At 59.2% G+C, this 17,706-nt stretch carries 16 protein-coding genes; 3 read left to right on the top strand and 13 right to left on the bottom strand.

Translation table 11 applies throughout. The annotated features are described in order from the left end of the window. Positions 1–19: 19 nt before the first annotated feature. From ribH to nrdR, 3 genes are all read right to left on the bottom strand, one after another. Positions 20–490: a 6,7-dimethyl-8-ribityllumazine synthase gene (ribH, locus tag IEX01_RS00985; RefSeq protein WP_024557458.1), complete on the bottom strand. Its 471-nt coding sequence runs from the start codon at positions 488–490 to the stop codon at positions 20–22. An 88-nt stretch (positions 491–578) separates the two neighbouring features. Next, positions 579–1,682: a bifunctional diaminohydroxyphosphoribosylaminopyrimidine deaminase/5-amino-6-(5-phosphoribosylamino)uracil reductase RibD gene (gene ribD, locus IEX01_RS00980; protein WP_028019856.1), complete on the bottom strand. Its 1,104-nt coding sequence runs from the start codon at positions 1,680–1,682 to the stop codon at positions 579–581. A gap of 3 nt (positions 1,683–1,685) precedes the next feature. Continuing rightward, complete coding sequence (gene nrdR, locus IEX01_RS00975) at positions 1,686–2,135, bottom strand: transcriptional regulator NrdR (RefSeq protein WP_024552995.1); 450 nt, start codon at positions 2,133–2,135, stop codon at positions 1,686–1,688. 149 nt (positions 2,136–2,284) lie between these two features. Between nrdR and IEX01_RS00970 the strand changes: the two genes are divergently transcribed. Beyond that, entirely contained in the window at positions 2,285–2,827 is a 543-nt protein-coding gene (locus IEX01_RS00970; RefSeq protein WP_024557460.1) for a SadB/YajI family lipoprotein, read from the top strand. A gap of 349 nt (positions 2,828–3,176) precedes the next feature. Further along, entirely contained in the window at positions 3,177–4,055 is an 879-nt protein-coding gene (locus IEX01_RS00965) for a nucleoside-specific channel-forming protein Tsx (RefSeq protein ID WP_024557461.1), read from the top strand. A 36-nt stretch (positions 4,056–4,091) separates the two neighbouring features. Here the strand turns inward: IEX01_RS00965 and IEX01_RS00960 are convergent, their stop codons facing one another. The 7 genes from IEX01_RS00960 to queA form a co-directional block, all read right to left on the bottom strand. Further along, entirely contained in the window at positions 4,092–4,796 is a 705-nt protein-coding gene (locus IEX01_RS00960) for a helix-turn-helix transcriptional regulator (protein WP_024561185.1), read from the bottom strand. Between the two features lie 61 nt (positions 4,797–4,857). Then, entirely contained in the window at positions 4,858–5,223 is a 366-nt protein-coding gene (locus IEX01_RS00955) for a VOC family protein (RefSeq protein WP_188723117.1), read from the bottom strand. A gap of 130 nt (positions 5,224–5,353) precedes the next feature. Beyond that, positions 5,354–6,325 (bottom strand): protein translocase subunit SecF, encoded by a 972-nt coding sequence (gene secF, locus IEX01_RS00950; protein WP_188723116.1) that lies wholly within the window; start codon positions 6,323–6,325, stop codon positions 5,354–5,356. 10 nt (positions 6,326–6,335) lie between these two features. Beyond that, positions 6,336–8,183 carry a protein translocase subunit SecD gene (gene secD, locus IEX01_RS00945; RefSeq protein WP_071788474.1) on the bottom strand — a complete coding sequence of 616 codons (1,848 nt, stop codon included), beginning with the start codon at positions 8,181–8,183 and terminating at the stop codon, positions 6,336–6,338. A gap of 27 nt (positions 8,184–8,210) precedes the next feature. Then, positions 8,211–8,543: a preprotein translocase subunit YajC gene (yajC, locus tag IEX01_RS00940; protein WP_024557466.1), complete on the bottom strand. Its 333-nt coding sequence runs from the start codon at positions 8,541–8,543 to the stop codon at positions 8,211–8,213. A 21-nt stretch (positions 8,544–8,564) separates the two neighbouring features. Continuing rightward, the gene (tgt, locus tag IEX01_RS00935; protein ID WP_024553001.1) at positions 8,565–9,692 is read right to left on the bottom strand and encodes a tRNA guanosine(34) transglycosylase Tgt; all 1,128 of its coding nucleotides are present in this window, start codon (positions 9,690–9,692) and stop codon (positions 8,565–8,567) included. Between the two features lie 132 nt (positions 9,693–9,824). Then, on the bottom strand, positions 9,825–10,895 hold the full coding sequence (gene queA, locus IEX01_RS00930) for a tRNA preQ1(34) S-adenosylmethionine ribosyltransferase-isomerase QueA (RefSeq protein WP_024557467.1): 1,071 nt from the start codon (positions 10,893–10,895) through the stop codon (positions 9,825–9,827). Positions 10,896–10,998: 103 nt separating this feature from the next. Here queA and acpH point away from each other — a divergent pair, with 103 nt between their 5' ends. Next, complete coding sequence (gene acpH, locus IEX01_RS00925; RefSeq protein WP_024557468.1) at positions 10,999–11,580, top strand: ACP phosphodiesterase; 582 nt, start codon at positions 10,999–11,001, stop codon at positions 11,578–11,580. A gap of 1 nt (position 11,581) precedes the next feature. Here the strand turns inward: acpH and IEX01_RS00920 are convergent, their stop codons facing one another. The 3 genes from IEX01_RS00920 to malZ form a co-directional block, all read right to left on the bottom strand. Then, on the bottom strand, positions 11,582–12,967 hold the full coding sequence (locus IEX01_RS00920; RefSeq protein ID WP_188723115.1) for a DUF3999 family protein: 1,386 nt from the start codon (positions 12,965–12,967) through the stop codon (positions 11,582–11,584). Beyond that, entirely contained in the window at positions 12,964–15,699 is a 2,736-nt protein-coding gene (locus IEX01_RS00915; protein ID WP_188723114.1) for a DUF2339 domain-containing protein, read from the bottom strand. The genes IEX01_RS00920 and IEX01_RS00915 overlap by 4 nt, the downstream gene beginning before the upstream one ends. 85 nt (positions 15,700–15,784) lie before the next feature. Next, positions 15,785–17,605, bottom strand: a complete 1,821-nt coding sequence (gene malZ / locus IEX01_RS00910; RefSeq protein WP_188723113.1) for a maltodextrin glucosidase — start codon at positions 17,603–17,605, stop codon at positions 15,785–15,787. Positions 17,606–17,706 lie beyond the last annotated feature (101 nt).

Raw genomic sequence — 17,706 nt, 5'->3', positions numbered from 1 at the left:
GGAATTCCCCTTACAAAATTCAGGCTTGGATAGCTTTCAGGACATTAATCATTTCAAGCGCGGTCAGCGCCGCTTCGGCGCCTTTGTTGCCGGCTTTGGTGCCAGCGCGTTCGATGGCTTGTTCAATACTTTCAGTGGTGAGTACGCCAAAGGCTACCGGGATTTCGCTCTCCTGGGCTACGTGAGCCAGGCCATTGCTGGCGCCGCCTGCCACATATTCAAAGTGGGCGGTGCCGCCGCGAATCACCGTACCGAGCGCGATAACCGCGTCGTATTTACCGGTTTTTGCCAGCGCCTGCGCCGCGAGCGGCAGTTCATATGCGCCTGGCACCCAAACCACGGTGATATTTTCATCTTTTACCTGGCCGATGCGCTTGAGCGCATCGACAGCGCCTTCAAGCAGGCTGTCGTTGATGAAGTTGTTAAAACGCGCGATGGTGATGGCGACGCGAGCGTCCGGGGCAGCAACGGTAGCTTCAATAATGTTCATACTCTTACCTTAGGGTTATGTAGCCCCCGCAGGGGGGCGGATTTTATCATAATCTTTGCAGCACTGCTTACGTTTTACCGCACCGGTTTCACGCAGGCGTTAAATGCAGACAGATATCAGGGCCAACGGGACGTATCTCGTTGAATGCAAACTGCGGCGCATCGGCAAGCCGCTCAAGGCCCGGCAGTTGAAAAAGACCGCGCGCATTATCGCCCAGCAGCGTCGGCGCGAGGTAGACGATAAGCTCATCCACCAGCCCCGCCTGCAGCAGCGCGCCCGCAAGCTGCGCGCCAGCTTCCACCCAGACGCTGTTAATCTGCCGCTTGCCAAGCTGCATCATCAGCAACACCAGGTCGAGGCGGCCGTTATGCTCCGGCACAATCAGCTGTTCGACGCTCTGCGGCCATAGCGCGTCATCCGCCCGGGTGCGCGCAAGCCAGGTTTCTCCCGGCTGCTGCACAACGCGATGCTGCGGCGTAACGCGGTTATGGCTGTCGATAATCACGCGCAGCGGCTGGCGAAGATTCTCCTGAGGATAAAGCGCCTGCGTATCCGCGCCGAGCTCTTCCCGGCGCACCGTCAGCGCCGGGTCGTCCGCCAGCACCGTTGCGCTGGTGGAGAGAATGGCGTGGCTCTGCGCGCGCAGACGCTGTACGTCGCGGCGCGCTTGCGGTGAGGTTATCCACTGGCTTTCGCCGTTCGCCATCGCCGTGCGGCCGTCGAGCGACGCGCCAAGCTTCAACTGAATATAAGGAAAGCCGGTGCGCATGCGTTTAAGAAAACCTTTATTAAGCCGCTCGGCTTCACTCATCATCAGCCCGTGGCTGACTTCGACGCCCGCCTGTTGCAAGCGATAAAGGCCGCGCCCCGCGACCTGAGGATTCGGGTCCTGCATCGCCGCGACGACACGGGTTACTCCCGCCGCAATCAGCGCTTCGCAGCAGGGCGGCGTGCGCCCATGATGACTGCAGGGCTCAAGCGTGACGTACGCCGTCGCGCCTCGCGCTTTCTCCCCAGCCATCCGTAATGCATGCACTTCCGCATGCGGCTCGCCCGCCCGCAGGTGAAACCCCTCGCCGACGATGTCGCCATCCTTAACAATGACACAACCGACGTTAGGGTTAGGATGCGTGGTAAAGCGTCCGCGGCTCGCAAGCTTAAGCGCGCGCGCCATGTAAATTTCATCGGACATGCGTTAATCCTGTAAGCGGGCGATCTCTTCGCCAAATTCGCGGATATCTTCGAAGCTGCGGTAGACCGAGGCGAAGCGGATATAAGCCACCTTATCGAGCTTTTTCAGCTGATCCATCACCAGGTTGCCGATCATTTTGCTGGGCACTTCGCGCTCGCCGGTGGCGCGCAGGTGCGATTTGATATGGTTGATAGCCATTTCCACGTCATCAGAGCTGACCGGACGCTTCTCCAGCGCCTTCTGCATGCCGCTGCGCAGCTTGTCTTCATTGAAAGGCTCGCGCACGTCATTGCTTTTTACCACGCGCGGCATAACCAGCTCCGCCACTTCAAAGGTGGTGAAGCGCTCGTGGCAGACCAGGCACTGGCGGCGGCGGCGAACCGAGGAACCTTCGCCTACCAGGCGGGAATCAATGACTTTGGTGTCCACAGCGAGACAAAATGGGCAATGCATAGCGCTTCCTGAAAGACAAAGTTAACTTCCCGTAGTTTACCCTGAACTGCCGGGACTACAAAGGCGCAACGTTTTGAGAATAAATCGCTATGGCAACAAGGGTAGCCCGTTCTACGCTTAGCAGAGGCTATTTTTAAGGAATTTCTACTATGACAAGACGTTACCTGAAGCTGTTAACCGCCGCCAGCGTGCTGGTGTTAAGTGCCTGCGCCCCGCAAAGCGAGGTGCGCCAGATGCACCAGAGCGTGAGCACGCTAAACAGCGAAATGACGCAGCTGAAAAAAGAGACTGTAAAAATCACCCAGCAAAACGCACTTAATGCGAAATCCGCCAGCGGCGTTTATTTGCTGCCGGGCGCCAATACCCCGGCGCGGCTCAACAGCCAGCTTGGCATGCTGCGCATGTCAGTAAGCAACATTAGCGCCACCGCGAATGGCACGCAGGCCACGCTGAATATTCATGGCGAATCAAACACGGCGCTGCCCTCTTTTACCGGCACCGTTGAATGGGGACAACTGCAGGGCACGACCGAAAATTACCAGGAAGTGAACGTGCAGAACCAGCAGTTCAGCGCCCCGGCGAGCCAGCTTGCGCCGAGCGATATCGCCATTCCGCTGACGCTCCATGGTATTACGCCGGAACAGCTGGGTTTCTTGCGTATCCACGATATTCAGCCGCTTTTGCAGGATTAACGCACTCACAGGCCGGCAGAGAAACCGGCCTTGCGTTTTGTTACAAAGCACAGCACAGAAAGCTTATCCCCCGCCTTGCCTTTTTCGCACAAATTTCATTCAACCGTCATCCTTTGATGCCGTTTTGTTTGGCTTGGAAAACCAAAGCCGCTAGAATCGCGACGTTCAATGTACGCAAACGTGAACGCAATCGATTACGTACATGAGAAGAATGTGAAACAACACATATTTTTGTGAGCGAGGATTTCTATAATAGGGGCCTCATCCAGACGGTAACGGTTGTTCGCGAATTACCGGGTGCGTTTTACTCTTCCCGCTTACGGGATTTCCTTAAAACAGTGGCATAATTATGAAAAAAATTATTCTGGCTGCCGGTGCTGCGCTGGCGCTTTCCGCTTCTTTCGCTGCAAACGCTGCTGATACCAGCAACAGCGAGTTCGTTTCTGACTGGTGGCACCAGAGCGTTAACGTTGTAGGGAGCTATCACACCCGCTTCGGACCGACTATCCGCAACGATACCTATCTGGAATACGAAGCCTTCGCTAAGAAAGACTGGTTTGATTTCTATGGTTACCTGGACGCTCCGGTGTTCTTCGGCGGCAACACCGACGCTAAAGGTATCTGGAACCATGGCTCCCCGCTGTTTATGGAAATCGAACCGCGTTTTTCTATCGACAAGCTGACCGGCACCAGCCTGGCGTTCGGTCCGTTTAAAGAGTGGTATTTCGCGAACAACTATATCTATGACATGGGTCGCAACGAGTCGGGCCGCCAGAGCACCTGGTATATGGGTCTGGGTACCGATATCGACACGGGCCTGCCGATGAGCCTCTCTCTGAACGTGTATGCTAAATACCAGTGGCAGAACTACGGGGCGGCAAACCAGAACGAGTGGGACGGTTACCGTTTCAAAGTGAAATACTTTGTGCCGATCACCCAGCTGTGGGGCGGCAACCTGAGCTATATCGGCTTCACCAACTTTGACTGGGGTTCAGACCTCGGCGATGAATCCGGTTATGCCCTGAACGGCGTGAAGTCGCGCACTAATGACTCCATCGCCTCCAGCCATATCCTGGCGCTGAACTATGACCACTGGCACTACTCCGTAGTGGCGCGTTACTGGCACAACGGCGGTCAGTGGAATGACGATGCTGAACTGGCCTTTACCCGCTACAACACCCGCACTACCGGCTGGGGTGGTTACCTGGTGGTCGGTTACAACTTCTGATTTGCCAACGCCAGCCGTTATCCAGCGGCTGGCTTTTTATTCCCTCTCCTTTTCCCGCTTTTCCCGCTTCTGCCGTCGTAAAAAGTCCTGTAGCGATAAATCCGCGCGCGGCGAAAACGCCCTGCCCGCAAGGCTTATGTCACTGCAGCGATCAAGCCGAAAGCAGCGGTAATCCTCACGGGTTTCGCACCAGCTCACCATGACCCAATGCTCGCCCCAGAAAGACAAACCGAGCGGATATATATTTCGCTGCGTCGCTCTCCCCTGCTCGTCCTGATAGCGGATATGTAAAACCTGAAGGCTATTGATAGCTTCATGGCAGACGTCAAACCAGCGGCGGACCTGGGGATAGCGGTCAAAATCGGGGGCCAGAATGCGGCTTCGTTCGGCGATGAGGCGCCGCTCGGGTGAGAGCACGGCAAGCAGCTTTTCATGAGCCGACTCCGCCGCCTGGGCCATCGCATTTCCGCTCCAGGTTTGCACCATTCTCAGCGCGGCGATCGTCGCTTCCACCTCCCCAGGCGTCAGCATTAACGGCGGCAGGTCGAAGCCGGCAAGCAGGCTGTAACCGCTCCCCGCCTCGCCCCGTACCGGCACGCCGGAAAGCGAAAGGTCCTGGATATCGCGATAAATAGTGCGCTCTGAAACCGCTAACCGCTCGGCCAGCAGCCGCGCGGTGACGTGTCGTTTTCCACGTAAAATCTGCACTATCTGAAAAAGCCGGTCAGCTCGTCTGCTCATGGAACGCCTTTTGTTGAAGCCCTGCCCGGTATGCAGGCAGGGCTGGCGAGTATATCAGCCGTCAGGCAGGCTGATGCAACCCAACGCGGTTGCCTTCGCTGTCGATAATCATGGCTATCTTGCCGATATTATGCGGCAGCGCCTGTGGGGGCATACAGCAACGACCGCCCGCCTCCTGCACTTTCTCAAGCGCCGCCTGAAGGTCAGGCGTGTGCAGATAAACCACCGTGCCCTGGTCGCCGGGCGTAAGCCCCGCCATTTTTACCAGCGCGCCCCCGGTTGCAGGCTTAACGTGCGGGAAAACAGCCATGTCGATACCGGCTATCGTTTCGCGTCTGAAAGCAGCATCGAACAGCTTTTCGTAAAAGGCGATAGCGCGATTTAAATCTTCTACAGGAATTTCAAACCAGTTGATTGGGTTATTCATTGCGTTGTTCCTCTGTTGATTAGCGACAAGGCAGCGTAACCCCCTGCTCCTGACAGCATCCTGTCAGGAGCCTTTTTGCAGACGAAAAAAAACCGCGAAACAGGTTCGCGGTTTTTTCAGTTTCCAGGCCTTACGGCAGGATTGAGGGCTGGTCCGCCCCTTCTTTCTCGACCTTCTGCTGCAGCATGTGTTCACGCTTCATACCCAGCTTCAGCGCCAGCGCAGAAGCCACGTAGATAGACGACGCGGTACCGATGGAAACACCGATAAGCATTGTCAGCGAGAAGCCCTGCAGCATCGCGCCGCCGAAGAGGTAGAGCATCAGGATCACCACAAGCGTCGTGCCGGAGGTGATTAAGGTCCTGTGCAGCGTCTGGGTCAGCGACACGTTAAAAATTTCGTAAGGCGTTCCGCGGCGGATCTTACGGAAGTTTTCACGAATACGGTCGGAAACCACGATGCTGTCGTTCAGCGAGTAACCGATGACCGACATCAGCGATGCGATGATGGTCAGGTCAATCTCAATATGGAAGAGCGACAGCACGCCCATGGTGATCACCACGTCGTGCGCCAGCGCGATAACCACGCCCGCCGCCAGACGCCATTCGAAGCGAAAGCCGACGTAAACGAGGATGGAGATCAGCGCCACCAGCAGGGCCATCGCCCCCGCCTGGGCGAGGTCGGCGCCGACGCTCGGGCCGACAAACTCGATACGTTTCACCGCGGCGTTCTGGCTGGTGGCGTCATTAATGACGCTCACCACTTTGCTGCCGAGTTCCTGGCCCCCGGTTTCGCCCTGGGCAGGCGGCATGCGCACCATAATATCGCGGCTGCTGCCGAAGTTCTGCAGCAGCGGCTCTTCAAAGCCCGCTTTCTCCAGCGCTTCACGCATCAAATCCATATCCGCCGGTTTTTCCAGCGAAATTTCAATGACTGTACCGCCGGTGAAATCCAGCCCCCAGTTAAAGCCGCGCACGCCCATGATGATGATGGAAGCGACGAGCAGCAGACCAGAGATGGCGAAGGCCCAGTAGTCCCAGCGCATAAAGTCATAGACTTTACGGCCGTGGTTCAATTGTTCAACGGTATATTCCTGTGCCACAACGCACTCCTCAGATAGACAGCTTGTTGATGCGTTTGCCGCCGTACAACAGGTTTACGATGGCACGGGTGCCGACGATGGCAGTAAACATAGAGGTCGCCACGCCGATGCCGGTAGTAATGGCGAAGCCTTTAATCGCGCCGGTACCCACCGCATACAGGATGATAACCTTGATGAGCGTCGTCACGTTCGCATCAAAAATCGAGCTGAACGCGCCGCGGTAACCTTCATCGATCGCCTGCTGCACCGTACGCCCGTTCTTGAGCTCTTCTTTGATACGCTCGTTGATAAGCACGTTGGCGTCCACCGCCACCGCAAGGGTTAACACAATGCCCGCAATACCCGGCATGGTCAGCGTCGCCCCCGGCAGCAGCGACATGATGCCGACAATCAGCACCAGGTTGGCAATCAGCGCGGTAGTCGCGATAAGACCAAACTTCTTATAGAAGAAGACCATGAAGATAATGGAGACAGCAAGACCGGCGAGGCATGCTTCCAGACCCTGCTTGATGTTTTCCATACCAAGGGTTGGGCCGATGGTGCGCTCTTCAACAATCTGAATCGGCGCAATCAGCGCGCCCGCACGCAGCAGCAGCGAAAGCTGACGCGCTTCGTTCGGGTTATTGATGCCTGTGATGCGGAAGCTGTTGCCAAGACGCGACTGAATATTCGCGACGTTGATAACCTCTTCCTGCTTCACCAGCACCGCGCGGCCATTAGCGTCTTTCTTACCGCTGTCCTTGTACTCCACAAACAGGGTCGCCATCGGCTTGCCGATGTTGTCCTTGGTGAAGTTAGACATGATGTTGCCGCCCGCGCTGTCCAGCGAAATGTTAACCTGCGGCTGGTTATATTCATCAGTGCTGGAAGTGGAGTCGGTAATATGATCGCCGGTCAGGATAACGCGCTTATAAAGTACAACCGGCTGGCCTTCACGCGTCTGTTTCACTTCCGAATCACCCGGCACGCGGCCGGACGCGGCGGCGGCCTGATCAACGTTGGTGTTTACCAGACGGAACTCAAGCGTGGCGGTCGCGCCCAGAATCTCTTTAGCGCGCGCGGTGTCCTGAATACCTGGCAGCTCAACCACGATGCGGTCTGCGCCCTGGCGCTGCACCAGCGGTTCAGCAACGCCGAGCTGGTTTACGCGATTACGCAGGATGTTGATATTCTGCTGCACCGCATATTCACGGGCTTCTTTCAGACGAGCGTCGGTCATCACCGCGCGCAGGCTGTTGTCGCCCTGGTTGGAGATAACCAGATCGCGGTGGCGGCCTGTCAGGTAAGTGACCGCGTTATCACGCGCCGACGCGTCGCGAAACGCGATGGTCACGCCATAGTTATCCGCTTTGCGAACGTTGGTATAAGCAATGCCTTTTTCGCGCAGGTCACTACGCAGGCCATCGATATTCTGCTCCTGAAGCTTGCCGAGAGCGGTGTCCATATCCACTTCCATCAGGAAGTGAACGCCGCCGCGCAGGTCAAGACCCAGCTTCATCGGTTCAGCGTTGAGCGCCGTCAGCCAGCGAGGGGTTGCAGGCGCGAGGTTCAGCGCGACGACATAGTTGTCGCCCAGCACGCCCATCAGCGCTTCGCGGGCGCGCAGCTGCGTGTCGGTGGAGTCAAAACGGGCGAGAATAGCGCCCTCTTCCAGTGCCACAGACCTGGCGGTAATTTTTTCTTCTTTTAAGGTGTTCTGGACCTGGATCAGCGTTTGCTCACTGGCGGCGACGCCGCGCGCGCCAGTGATCTGAACAGCCGGATCCTCACCATACAGGTTGGGAAGTGCGTAAAGCAGGCCGACGAGAATCACGACGACCAGCATGATGTACTTCCACAAAGGATAACGGTTTAACACGGCAGTTCCCTTTGGGAAAACGAAAGATTACAGCGCCTTCATGGTGCCTTTCGGCAGGACGGCTGCGACGAAGTCACGTTTGATAACCACTTCGGTGGTGTCGTTCAGCGCGATTGCAATGTAGCCGTTTTCAGCCACTTTGGTCACGCGGCCCACCAGGCCACCGTTGGTCAGCACTTCATCGCCTTTCGCGATGGAGTCCATCAGCTTTTTATGCTCTTTGGTGCGCTTCTGCTGCGGGCGCAGGATCATGAAATAGAAGATCAGACCAAAAACCACCAGCATCAGGATCAGTGACATCGGGCTGCCCTGCGACGGAGCACCAGTCGCCGCTACCGCATCAGAAATAAAAAAGCTCATTAAAATTCCCTCATTATTAAATTAATCAACGTTCAACGGAGGCACCGGCCGCCCCTGACGTTGGTAGAAGTCCGCTACGAAGTGCTCTAATTTACCCTCTTCAATAGCCTTGCGTAAACCAGCCATTACGCGCTGGTAATAGCGCAGGTTATGAATGGTATTCAGGCGCGCGCCCAATATTTCGTTGCAACGATCGAGATGATGCAAGTAGGCGCGTGAATAATTGCGACAGGTATAGCAATCACACTCTTCATCAAGCGGCGCCGTGTCGCTTTTGTACTTCGCGTTACGGATTTTTACCACGCCGGTGGTGACGAAAAGATGGCCGTTGCGGGCGTTGCGCGTCGGCATAACGCAGTCGAACATATCGATGCCGCGACGCACCCCTTCGACCAGATCTTCCGGTTTGCCCACGCCCATCAGGTATCGTGGCTTGTCCGCCGGGATCTGCGGGCAGACATGCTCCAGAATGCGGTGCATATCTTCCTTCGGTTCGCCGACCGCCAGGCCGCCGACAGCGTAGCCATCAAAGCCTATTTCCACCAGACCCTTAACGGAGATATCGCGTAAATCTTCGTAAACGCTGCCCTGAATAATGCCGAACAGCGCGTTTTTGTTGCCGAGCGAGTCAAAACGGTCGCGGCTGCGTTTCGCCCAGCGCAGCGACATCTCCATTGAGCGTTTAGCGTAATCCCAGTCCGCCGGGTAAGGCGTGCACTCGTCGAAGATCATGACGATGTCGGAGCCAAGATCGTACTGGATCTCCATCGACTTTTCCGGGTCAAGGAAGATAGCGTCGCCGTTGATCGGGTTGCGAAAGTGAACGCCCGCTTCGGTGATTTTACGGATATCGCCCAGGCTGAAAACCTGGAAGCCGCCGGAGTCGGTCAGGATCGGGCCTTTCCACTGCATAAAATCGTGCAGGTCGCCGTGCAGCTTCATAATTTCCTGACCCGGGCGCAGCCACAGGTGGAAAGTGTTGCCAAGGATAATCTGCGCGCCGGTGGCTTCCACCTCTTCCGGCGTCATCCCTTTTACGGTGCCGTAGGTACCAACGGGCATAAAGGCCGGCGTTTCCACCACGCCGCGATCGAAAATCAGACGGCCGCGGCGCGCGCGCCCGTCAGTGGTTTGCAGTTCGTACTTCACATTTCCTCCAGCATCAGAGAAACAGTCTGATGAGTAAACAAGCGCCGCAGAGAGATTCTGCGGCGCGGTATGCTGTATAAATTTATCGCCGCCAGCCCGACAAGCGGCTGCGCATCGGCCTTTCCCGCAAGGTTACTCGCCGGGGCGTTCGTTTACGGCCTGCGGATTATGCGTGATAAACATCGCGTCGCCGTAGCTGAAAAAGCGATATTCCGCTTTTACCGCCTCTTTATAGGCGCGCATGGTGTGCTGATAACCGGCAAAAGCGGAAACGAGCATGATAAGCGTCGATTCCGGCAGGTGGAAGTTGGTGACCAGCGCATCAACGACTTTCCACTGGTAGCCCGGATAGATAAAGATCTGCGTGTCGCCGAAGAAGGGTTCGATAAGGCTGTTTTTCGCCGCCTGCGCCGCGCTTTCCAGCGAGCGCACAGAGGTCGTACCCACGGCCACCACGTTGTTGCCGCGCGCTTTCGCGGCCAGCACCGCATCCACCACATCCTGCGGCACTTCGGCATATTCAGAGTGCATGATGTGATCTTCAATGCTGTCCACGCGCACCGGCTGGAAGGTGCCTGCGCCTACGTGCAGCGTCACAAACGCCATCTCGATGCCTTTTTCACGCAGCGCGGCGAGCAGAGGCTCATCAAAATGCAGGCCCGCCGTCGGCGCCGCGACCGCGCCAGGCTTCTGGCTGTAGACGGTCTGATAAAGCTCGCGGTCCGCCTCTTCGTCCGGGCGCTCGATGTAAGGCGGCAGCGGCATATGGCCGATGGCGTTAAGGATATCCAGCACCGGGCGTTCGTCGTTAAACTTCACTTCGAACAGCGCGTCGTGGCGCGCCACCATGGTAGCCTGTACGCTTTCATCATCGCCCAGCAGCAGCTCAGCGCCCGGCTTCGGCGCTTTCGACGCGCGAATGTGCGCCAGCACGCGGGTTTCATCCAGCATGCGCTCTACCAGCAGTTCGATTTTGCCGCCGCTGGCTTTACGGCCATACAGGCGCGCCGGGATAACGCGGGTGTTGTTGAACACCAGCAGGTCGCCAGGCTTGAGCTTATCGAGCAGATCGGTGAAAGTGCCATGCGTGAGCTGCCCCGTTGGTCCGTCCAGCGAGAGCAGACGGCAGGCGCTGCGTTGCGGTTGAGGATAATGAGCAATCAGGGATTCAGGCAGTTCAAAGGAGAAATCAGCTACGCGCATGGCAAGAAACTCAGACGTAAAAAACAAGCGGCTTAGTCTAGTGCCGGGGCGCTTTCCCTGCAACCAGTAAGCCGCTTTATGGCCCATTTCGGAAAAGAGAATTATGAATTTCCTTGCACACCTCCACCTTGCCCACCTTGCTGAAAGCTCGCTGCTTGGCAACCTGATGGCGGATTTTGTCCGCGGCAATCCCCATGACGAGTGGTCTGGCGAGGTGGCGGCGGGCATCCAGATGCACCGTCGCGTTGACGTGATGACCGATAACCTGCCGGAAGTGCGCGAGGCGCGAGAGTGGTTTCGTCCACAAACGCGCCGCGTGGCGCCCATCACGCTTGACGTGATGTGGGACCATTTTCTTTCGCGCCACTGGGAGACGCTCTCCCCGGCGCTGCCGCTTGGCGATTTTGTCGCGCTCTCGCGCGAGCAAATCGTTCCGGCGCTGCCCTCTACTCCGCCCCGCTTTGTGAATCTCAATAACTTTCTGTGGTCGGAGCGCTGGCTTGAGCGCTACAGCGAAATGGATTACATCGCAGGCGTGCTCGACAGAATGGCTATCCGCCGCCCGCGCCTCGCCGCGCTGGGCGACTCCTGGCACGACCTGGACGCCCACTACGATGCGCTTGAAGCGAAATTCTGGCAGTTCTACCCGCGCATGATGGCGATGGCGCAGGAGAAAACGCTCTGAGTCAGACCGCTTTCCCTGCGTTGACCTCCCGCCACAGCCGCCAGGCGAGCAGCAGCAGCCCGGCGGCGCCCGCCACCAGCACGCCCCAGATAAGCCAGGTTTGCAGCTGGTTGCGCTGCGCAGCCGGGTCTTTCGCCGTCAGGCGCGCCTCGCCGCCCAGTTCAACCTGCTTACCGGTCTGAGCGTAAGGCAGCGCGTCCAGGCTCGCCGCCTTATTTGCCTTTGCAGGTATGAGCGCCTGCAATGCCAGCGTCTGGGGCGTCGCCGCGCCGTTGCCCCAGGCAAGCAGGAACGGGCCGTTGCCCTGGGCGTTAAAGATAAGGGTCTTTTCATCGCGCTCGCCGGTCACCTCTACAAGCGTGTCTCCCAGGCGCTGGTTGATTGCCTTCACGCGAACGGCTGCAATCGGTTCGCCCTGAAGGGGCACAGACACGGCAGGACTATCCGGAAGACGATAAATCACGGTGCGGGCCAGCGGTCGCCACGGCGCTTTCTCATCGCTGCGGTACTCAATTTCCACCGGCATGACGGCATTCTCCTGCGCCGGGCGCAGCGTCAGCGCATCCAGCGGCTGCGGCCGCGCCCAGCGATAGACCGCCGTGTCCTCCGCGGTTTTTTCGCCTTGCGCCGGTAAAGCGATACGCGCCGGTTGCAGGTGCGCAGTCTGCCATTCTCCGCTGACGGCGGTGAAATCGAGCGGTGCGCTGGCGTTTTTTACAATCACCAGCAGGTACTTAGCGCCGGAAAGCGCCAGACCTGCGTCAAAGTCCAGCTTATCGAGCAACAGCCGGTTATCGCCGGAGGTCAGGTCCATCAGCGGCGCATCGCTTATCTCCGGCTGCCAGTGGCGCAGCCCTTCGCTGCTGTAGATATCGACGCGCGCCTGCCAGCCCTCGCGCTGGCGCGGCCAGCTAAAGCGCAGTTGCTTCAGTGCGCTCCCGGCTTCGCCTTCTCCCAGCGGGATAAGCCAGGTACCGCTCAGCGTTTCATCACGTTGGCTGGCGAGGCGGATCTCCACGCCCTCTGGCGTTTTCAGCAGCACGGCGCGGTTACCCTCTTCATCCTTTTGCTGTAAAGGCTGCGATTCAAGCTTATACAACGTCAGCGGCGCCGTCTGCGGCGCTGGCGCAGGCGGGACGGTGGTTTCCAGCGCAAAAGGCAGGCTCTCCCCTTGCTGATTAAAGACCCGGATGTCGCGCAGATCCGCCCAGGCGCTTTGTTGATAGACCGCCTCAGGCAGCGGAACCTGGTACCAGGGAGAGCCGCCTTGCGCGCTTAGCTCCACGCCGCGCAGGTAATCCTGCGGGCTTTCCGGCGCGTTTTGCCCGTAGCAGACGGCGGAAAACGCCGCCATCGCGCCAATTACGCCTGCGTATAACCTTTTCATTGCGCATCTCCTTGATCCGCAGAAACCGGCTGCGCCGCTTTGGGCGGCAGCGGAGAAAAATAGCCGACGATGAGCACCAGCACCGCCACGCCAATAAAAGCCACGGCGCGCGCCAGTCCGCCACCGCCCGCGCTGTCCACCAGCATGAGTTTCACGATGACCACGCCCAGCAGCCCGGCTCCGCAAAACCAGCTCTGGCGCGCGCGACGCCGGGTAGCGCGCACCATCAGCAGCAGCGCGAGCAGCATCCACAGCAAGGCGAAAGTGGTCTGCACCAGCCTTGATCCCCAGAGCGTCTCCATCTGCCAGGGAATGGCGTCTGCCCAGGCGAGGGTCCGCAACACCACGCCATTGCCCCACCAGAAAAGCAGCGCCGGTAAAACCAGCGGTGTCCATGAGGCCGTCTGGCGCAGCCGCGCGGCCCACCAGCGCGAGAGCAGCCGCCACCATACCGCCAGCGCCAGCAGCCCGAACCCAGCGCCGAGCTCAAGCGGGTTGATAAGCGGCAGGTAACGCCACGTCGTCATCACGCCATCCATCAGGTTGGCGGTTATCAGCAACAGCAGCAGGCCGGGCGCCAGCGGTAATAAACCGGGTCCGCAGTAAAGCGCAGGCCAGCGGGCGAAGGGCCACCACTGACGGCGAATCGCCTGATTCACCAGCAGCACGATAAGCGCGCTGAACGCCAGTATGATACCGGCTCGCCACTCCTCGCTGCCCCAGGGCAGGCTTTGCGTAAAGCGCCAGATCTCCGCGCCGAACGCCAGCAGCACTAACCAGAAAAGCGTAAGGTGCAGCCCCTGTTGAAGCCTGACGGAGAGCGCGGCGGCGTCTTTTCTCAGCAGCCATAACGCCGAGGGGAGCGCCAGACACCAGACGAGGCTCGGCCAGCCCGCCCGCAACAGCGTGCCATCAAGCAACAATTGACAGGCAAGCGTCGCCGCCATGCCCGGCCACAGCAGCCAGACGGCGAGTGAAAGATCGGGCCAGCGGAACCGAAGCGCGCTGAATCGCCATAGCCAGACGGAGAGCGTCAGCAGCGCCAGCATGCAGGCGACGCCGGCGCCCGGCGCGTTAAACGGCCAGCGCGCCAGTTGCAGCAGCGCCGTCAGCCAGAAAAACAGGCCGCCGCCAAGCAGCGTCCGGCTGAGAATGCGCAGCGGCTCTCGCCACAGCCAGCCGCCCGCCAACCAGCAGAGCGCCAGCACGGCGCTGATAAACGAGGCGTTCAACACCCCCAGACCGTTGCTCCAGGCGTAAACGCCGCTCGCCGCCGCCAGCACCAGCAGCGCGCTGCCGCTGTAGCTCATGCGACGCTGCCCCTGCTGCATTCCAAACCACAACAGCCCCAGCCCTTCCAGCGCCCAGGCCATCGCCGTCCAGCGCGCCGAAAGCGCGAGCGGGATAGCTAACGTGACAAACGCGCCGCCCAGCGCCAGCCCACCGAGCGCCAGCATTTTGCCCTGGTCGGGATAGCGGCGCAGCGCCATTCTTGCGAGCAGTAAATAGACCAGCCCATAACCGAGCGCCGAAAAGGCGGGGCCATAAGCCCAGTGGCGCGTAATGGCATACTGCATGCCAAAGCCCACCAGCGGCGGAACGAACAGCAACACGCCGTCGATAATCTTTTGCTGTTTTTGCGCGCGCAGCGACAGCGCCACGCACAGCACGCCGAAAAGCAGAATATTGGCTATCAGGAAGAGCTGGCAACTCAGCCAGTCGCCGGGCTGCCAGGCCCGCATTCCCCACAGACCGGCGACCCCGAAGGTAAACAGCAGCCCCAGCAGGTTAAGCTCCCGCCAGTGCTGCCAGAAACTTATCGCCGCAATACCAAGCGACAAAAGCAGATAGAAAGAGAAGAGCGCGATATGGCTCCCGCCGCCGCTTGAGAGCAGCAGCGGCGCAAGATAGCCGCCAAGGCTTGCCAGCATCGCGAGGCTCAACGCCCGCTGCAGCACCGCGAGCGCCACGCTCGCCGCGCAGACGACAAGCATCAGGCCGAAGGCGAGCGGCATCGGCAGCATCTGCCAGAGCCGAAAAGCGCCAAAGAGCGTGATATAGAGCGCGCCCACCGCGCCGCCCTGCAAGATCAACCCATACAGCGGCGCTTTGCGACGCAGCCGCCAGCCGAACGCCAGCAACGCCAGCGCGGCGACGCCCGCGCCCGCCACGCGCAGCTCCAGCGGCAGCAGGTCGCGCTCGACGCCATAGCGCAGCAAAAAAGAGAGACCAAGGAAGAGCAAAATAACGCCAATTTTGGCGAGCGGATTGCCCTGCATAAACCAGCGCAGCAGACTGGAGAGAAGGCCGCCCGCCGCCCGGCCGGAAGCCTCTTCCTGCGGGCTCGCGCCGCGGCGCGGGAAGGCTTTACGCAGGTTTTCTGCCGCCTCTTGCCGTACAACGCGAACCGCCCGCGACCAGACCGGGGATGCCGACTCACTGGCTGCCGCTGGTTCGGGTGCGGGTTCAGGTACAGAGGTCAAAGCAGGCGACGGCGCAGTCTGCGGTGCATCCGCCGTTTCGACGGTGACAGAGACGTGGCCCGCGGTTTCGCCTGCGGCGGCAGGCGGCGCGGCGGCAAGCCGCGCTTCCAGCTCCTCAACCCGCGCGCGCAGGCGAGCAAGCTCAAATTCGTTACGCCCGCTTTTGTTGAGCGCCATGATGGCAAGCGTCGGCACCACCACGACGCAAAAAAGCCCAAGCAATGCGGCAAAAACAAAAATCTCATCCATTGATTTCAGACCCTGCGGCGAAAGTGCGGCTACTTTCCCATATCTGAGCAAAAAGCGGTATTCCTTTACCGCTTTCCCCCTAAGGCTAGTAGTCGGAGCGCAACACCGCCGCCGTGTTTGCTGCAAGCCGTAAAGACAGCCCGGCTATTTCCCCCGCTCCTTCCAGACGTTGCCATTCACAACCCGCCAGCAGCGGCTCGTCAAAAAGCGTCACCTCGCAAGCCTCGCCGCGGTTTATCGCCACCAGCACCCGTTCGCGCTGATAAACGCGGACAAAGACGATGACATCCCCTTCGGCATAGAGCACCTGGCAGCCTCCGGCGCGCAGGGCCTGGCTGCGGCGGCGCAGTGTCGCCATGCGCTGATAAAGCGCCAGCAGTTCGCCGTCCTGCTGCTTTTTATCCCACGGGAAAGGCTTGCGGCAGAAAGGATCGTGGCCGCCATCCAGCCCTATTTCGTCGCCATAATAAATGCACGGCACCCCCGGCCAGGCGAACAGCCACACCACGCCAAGCGGCAAACGCGTGACATACTCTCCCAGCCGCGTTTTAAAACGCGGCGTATCATGGCTGTCGAGCTGATTAAACATGCGCAACTGCTGCTGGTGAGAAAGCCCGGCGCGGTACTGGTTCATCCAGGCGACGCAGTCGGCGGCGTCGAGCTGCTGCGGCTCATCTGAGTTATCTACGCACGCCAGGAAACTCCACACCGGAATAGAGAAGCCCCGGTAGTTCATCGCCGCGTCTTCGGCATCATTTTGCAGCCACTGGCGGGCATCGCCGAAGTGCTCGCCCACGATATAAGCTTGCGAATTAACGGCTTTCGCCGCCTGGGAAATGCCCGCCACATGGATAAGATTGTTTTTCGCCCCGCCTTCTTCGCCAATCATATGCGCCACGTCCAGCCGCCAGCCATCCATGCGCCACGGCTCGCTTAGCCAGTGCTTCACGATGCTGTTCTCGCCTTCGTAAATTTCGTCCACCAGCCCTGCGGAGCGGAAGTCGAGCTTGGGCAGGCTTGAGAAACCCAGCCAGTCGAGCGCCTGGCCCTCCGGCGAGAAGCTGTACCAGTCGCGCCAGGGCGACTGCGGATTATGGCTGGCGCCTTTTGCGTGCGTTTTATGGCGGTCAAACCACGGGTGCGTTTCGCCGCTGTGGTTGAAGACGCCGTCGAGAATCAGCTTCATGCCTGCTTCAAGGGTATTTTTGCGCAGGCGCAGCAGCGCTTCGTCGCCGCCAAACTGCGGGTCAACGTGGCGATAGTCATGGGTATCGTACTTATGTACGCTCGGCGCGCTGAAGATGGGGTTGAGGTAAAGCGCGGTGACGCCGAGCTTTTTCAGGTAGGGCAGCTTTTCGCTGATGCCATCAAGGTCGCCGCCGTAAAAGGTAGAGCCGCCCTCTTCCTGAGTGACCGGGTCATCCCAGTCGCGCAGCGTAATATCCCGTTTTGCCGCGTGGTAATAATAGACATTGTCCTGACCTGGCTTGCGCGGTTCGCTGCGGGCGAAACGGTCCGGGAAAATTTGGTAAAAGATTTGATCCTGCACCCAGTGCGGCCCGTCGTCCGGCCTGTCGACGGCGAACATCTCAAGCCTTGCGGGCGGATAAGCGCTAAAGCCCAGCGGCGAAAACCAGCGCTGCCTCGCTTTCCAGAGCAGCTTAAAAGCGTAGCGGCGACGCGGCTGCCCCTCGCTCAGGTCGATGGCGGCGCGCCAGGCGCTCACCCCTTTCGCAGGAGAAGCGCGTTGACGTTTCATCTCAACCGCGGTCTCTTCGTTGTCTCTTTCATAACGCATCATGACCTTTTCCGGCAGGTCGTCGCCCGCCAGCCAAAGGGTGATATACAGCCGCGCTTTACGCTCCTGAAGGAATGGCGCAACCGGCAGGTGCCAGGCTTTCAACATTCTACTGCTCCCCATGTCAGAAAATGCGCTCACCATGCCACACCCGCTTCGCAAAGCACTCCTCACCGGCAGTGATTTTGCCGGAGGAGACGGGAGGCGGA

The organism is Franconibacter daqui (assembly GCF_014644275.1).
Taxonomy (GTDB): Bacteria; Pseudomonadota; Gammaproteobacteria; order Enterobacterales; family Enterobacteriaceae; genus Franconibacter; species Franconibacter pulveris.
Note: the sequence above shows the minus strand (reverse complement) of the source record. Positions and strands in the feature narration are given on the sequence as shown.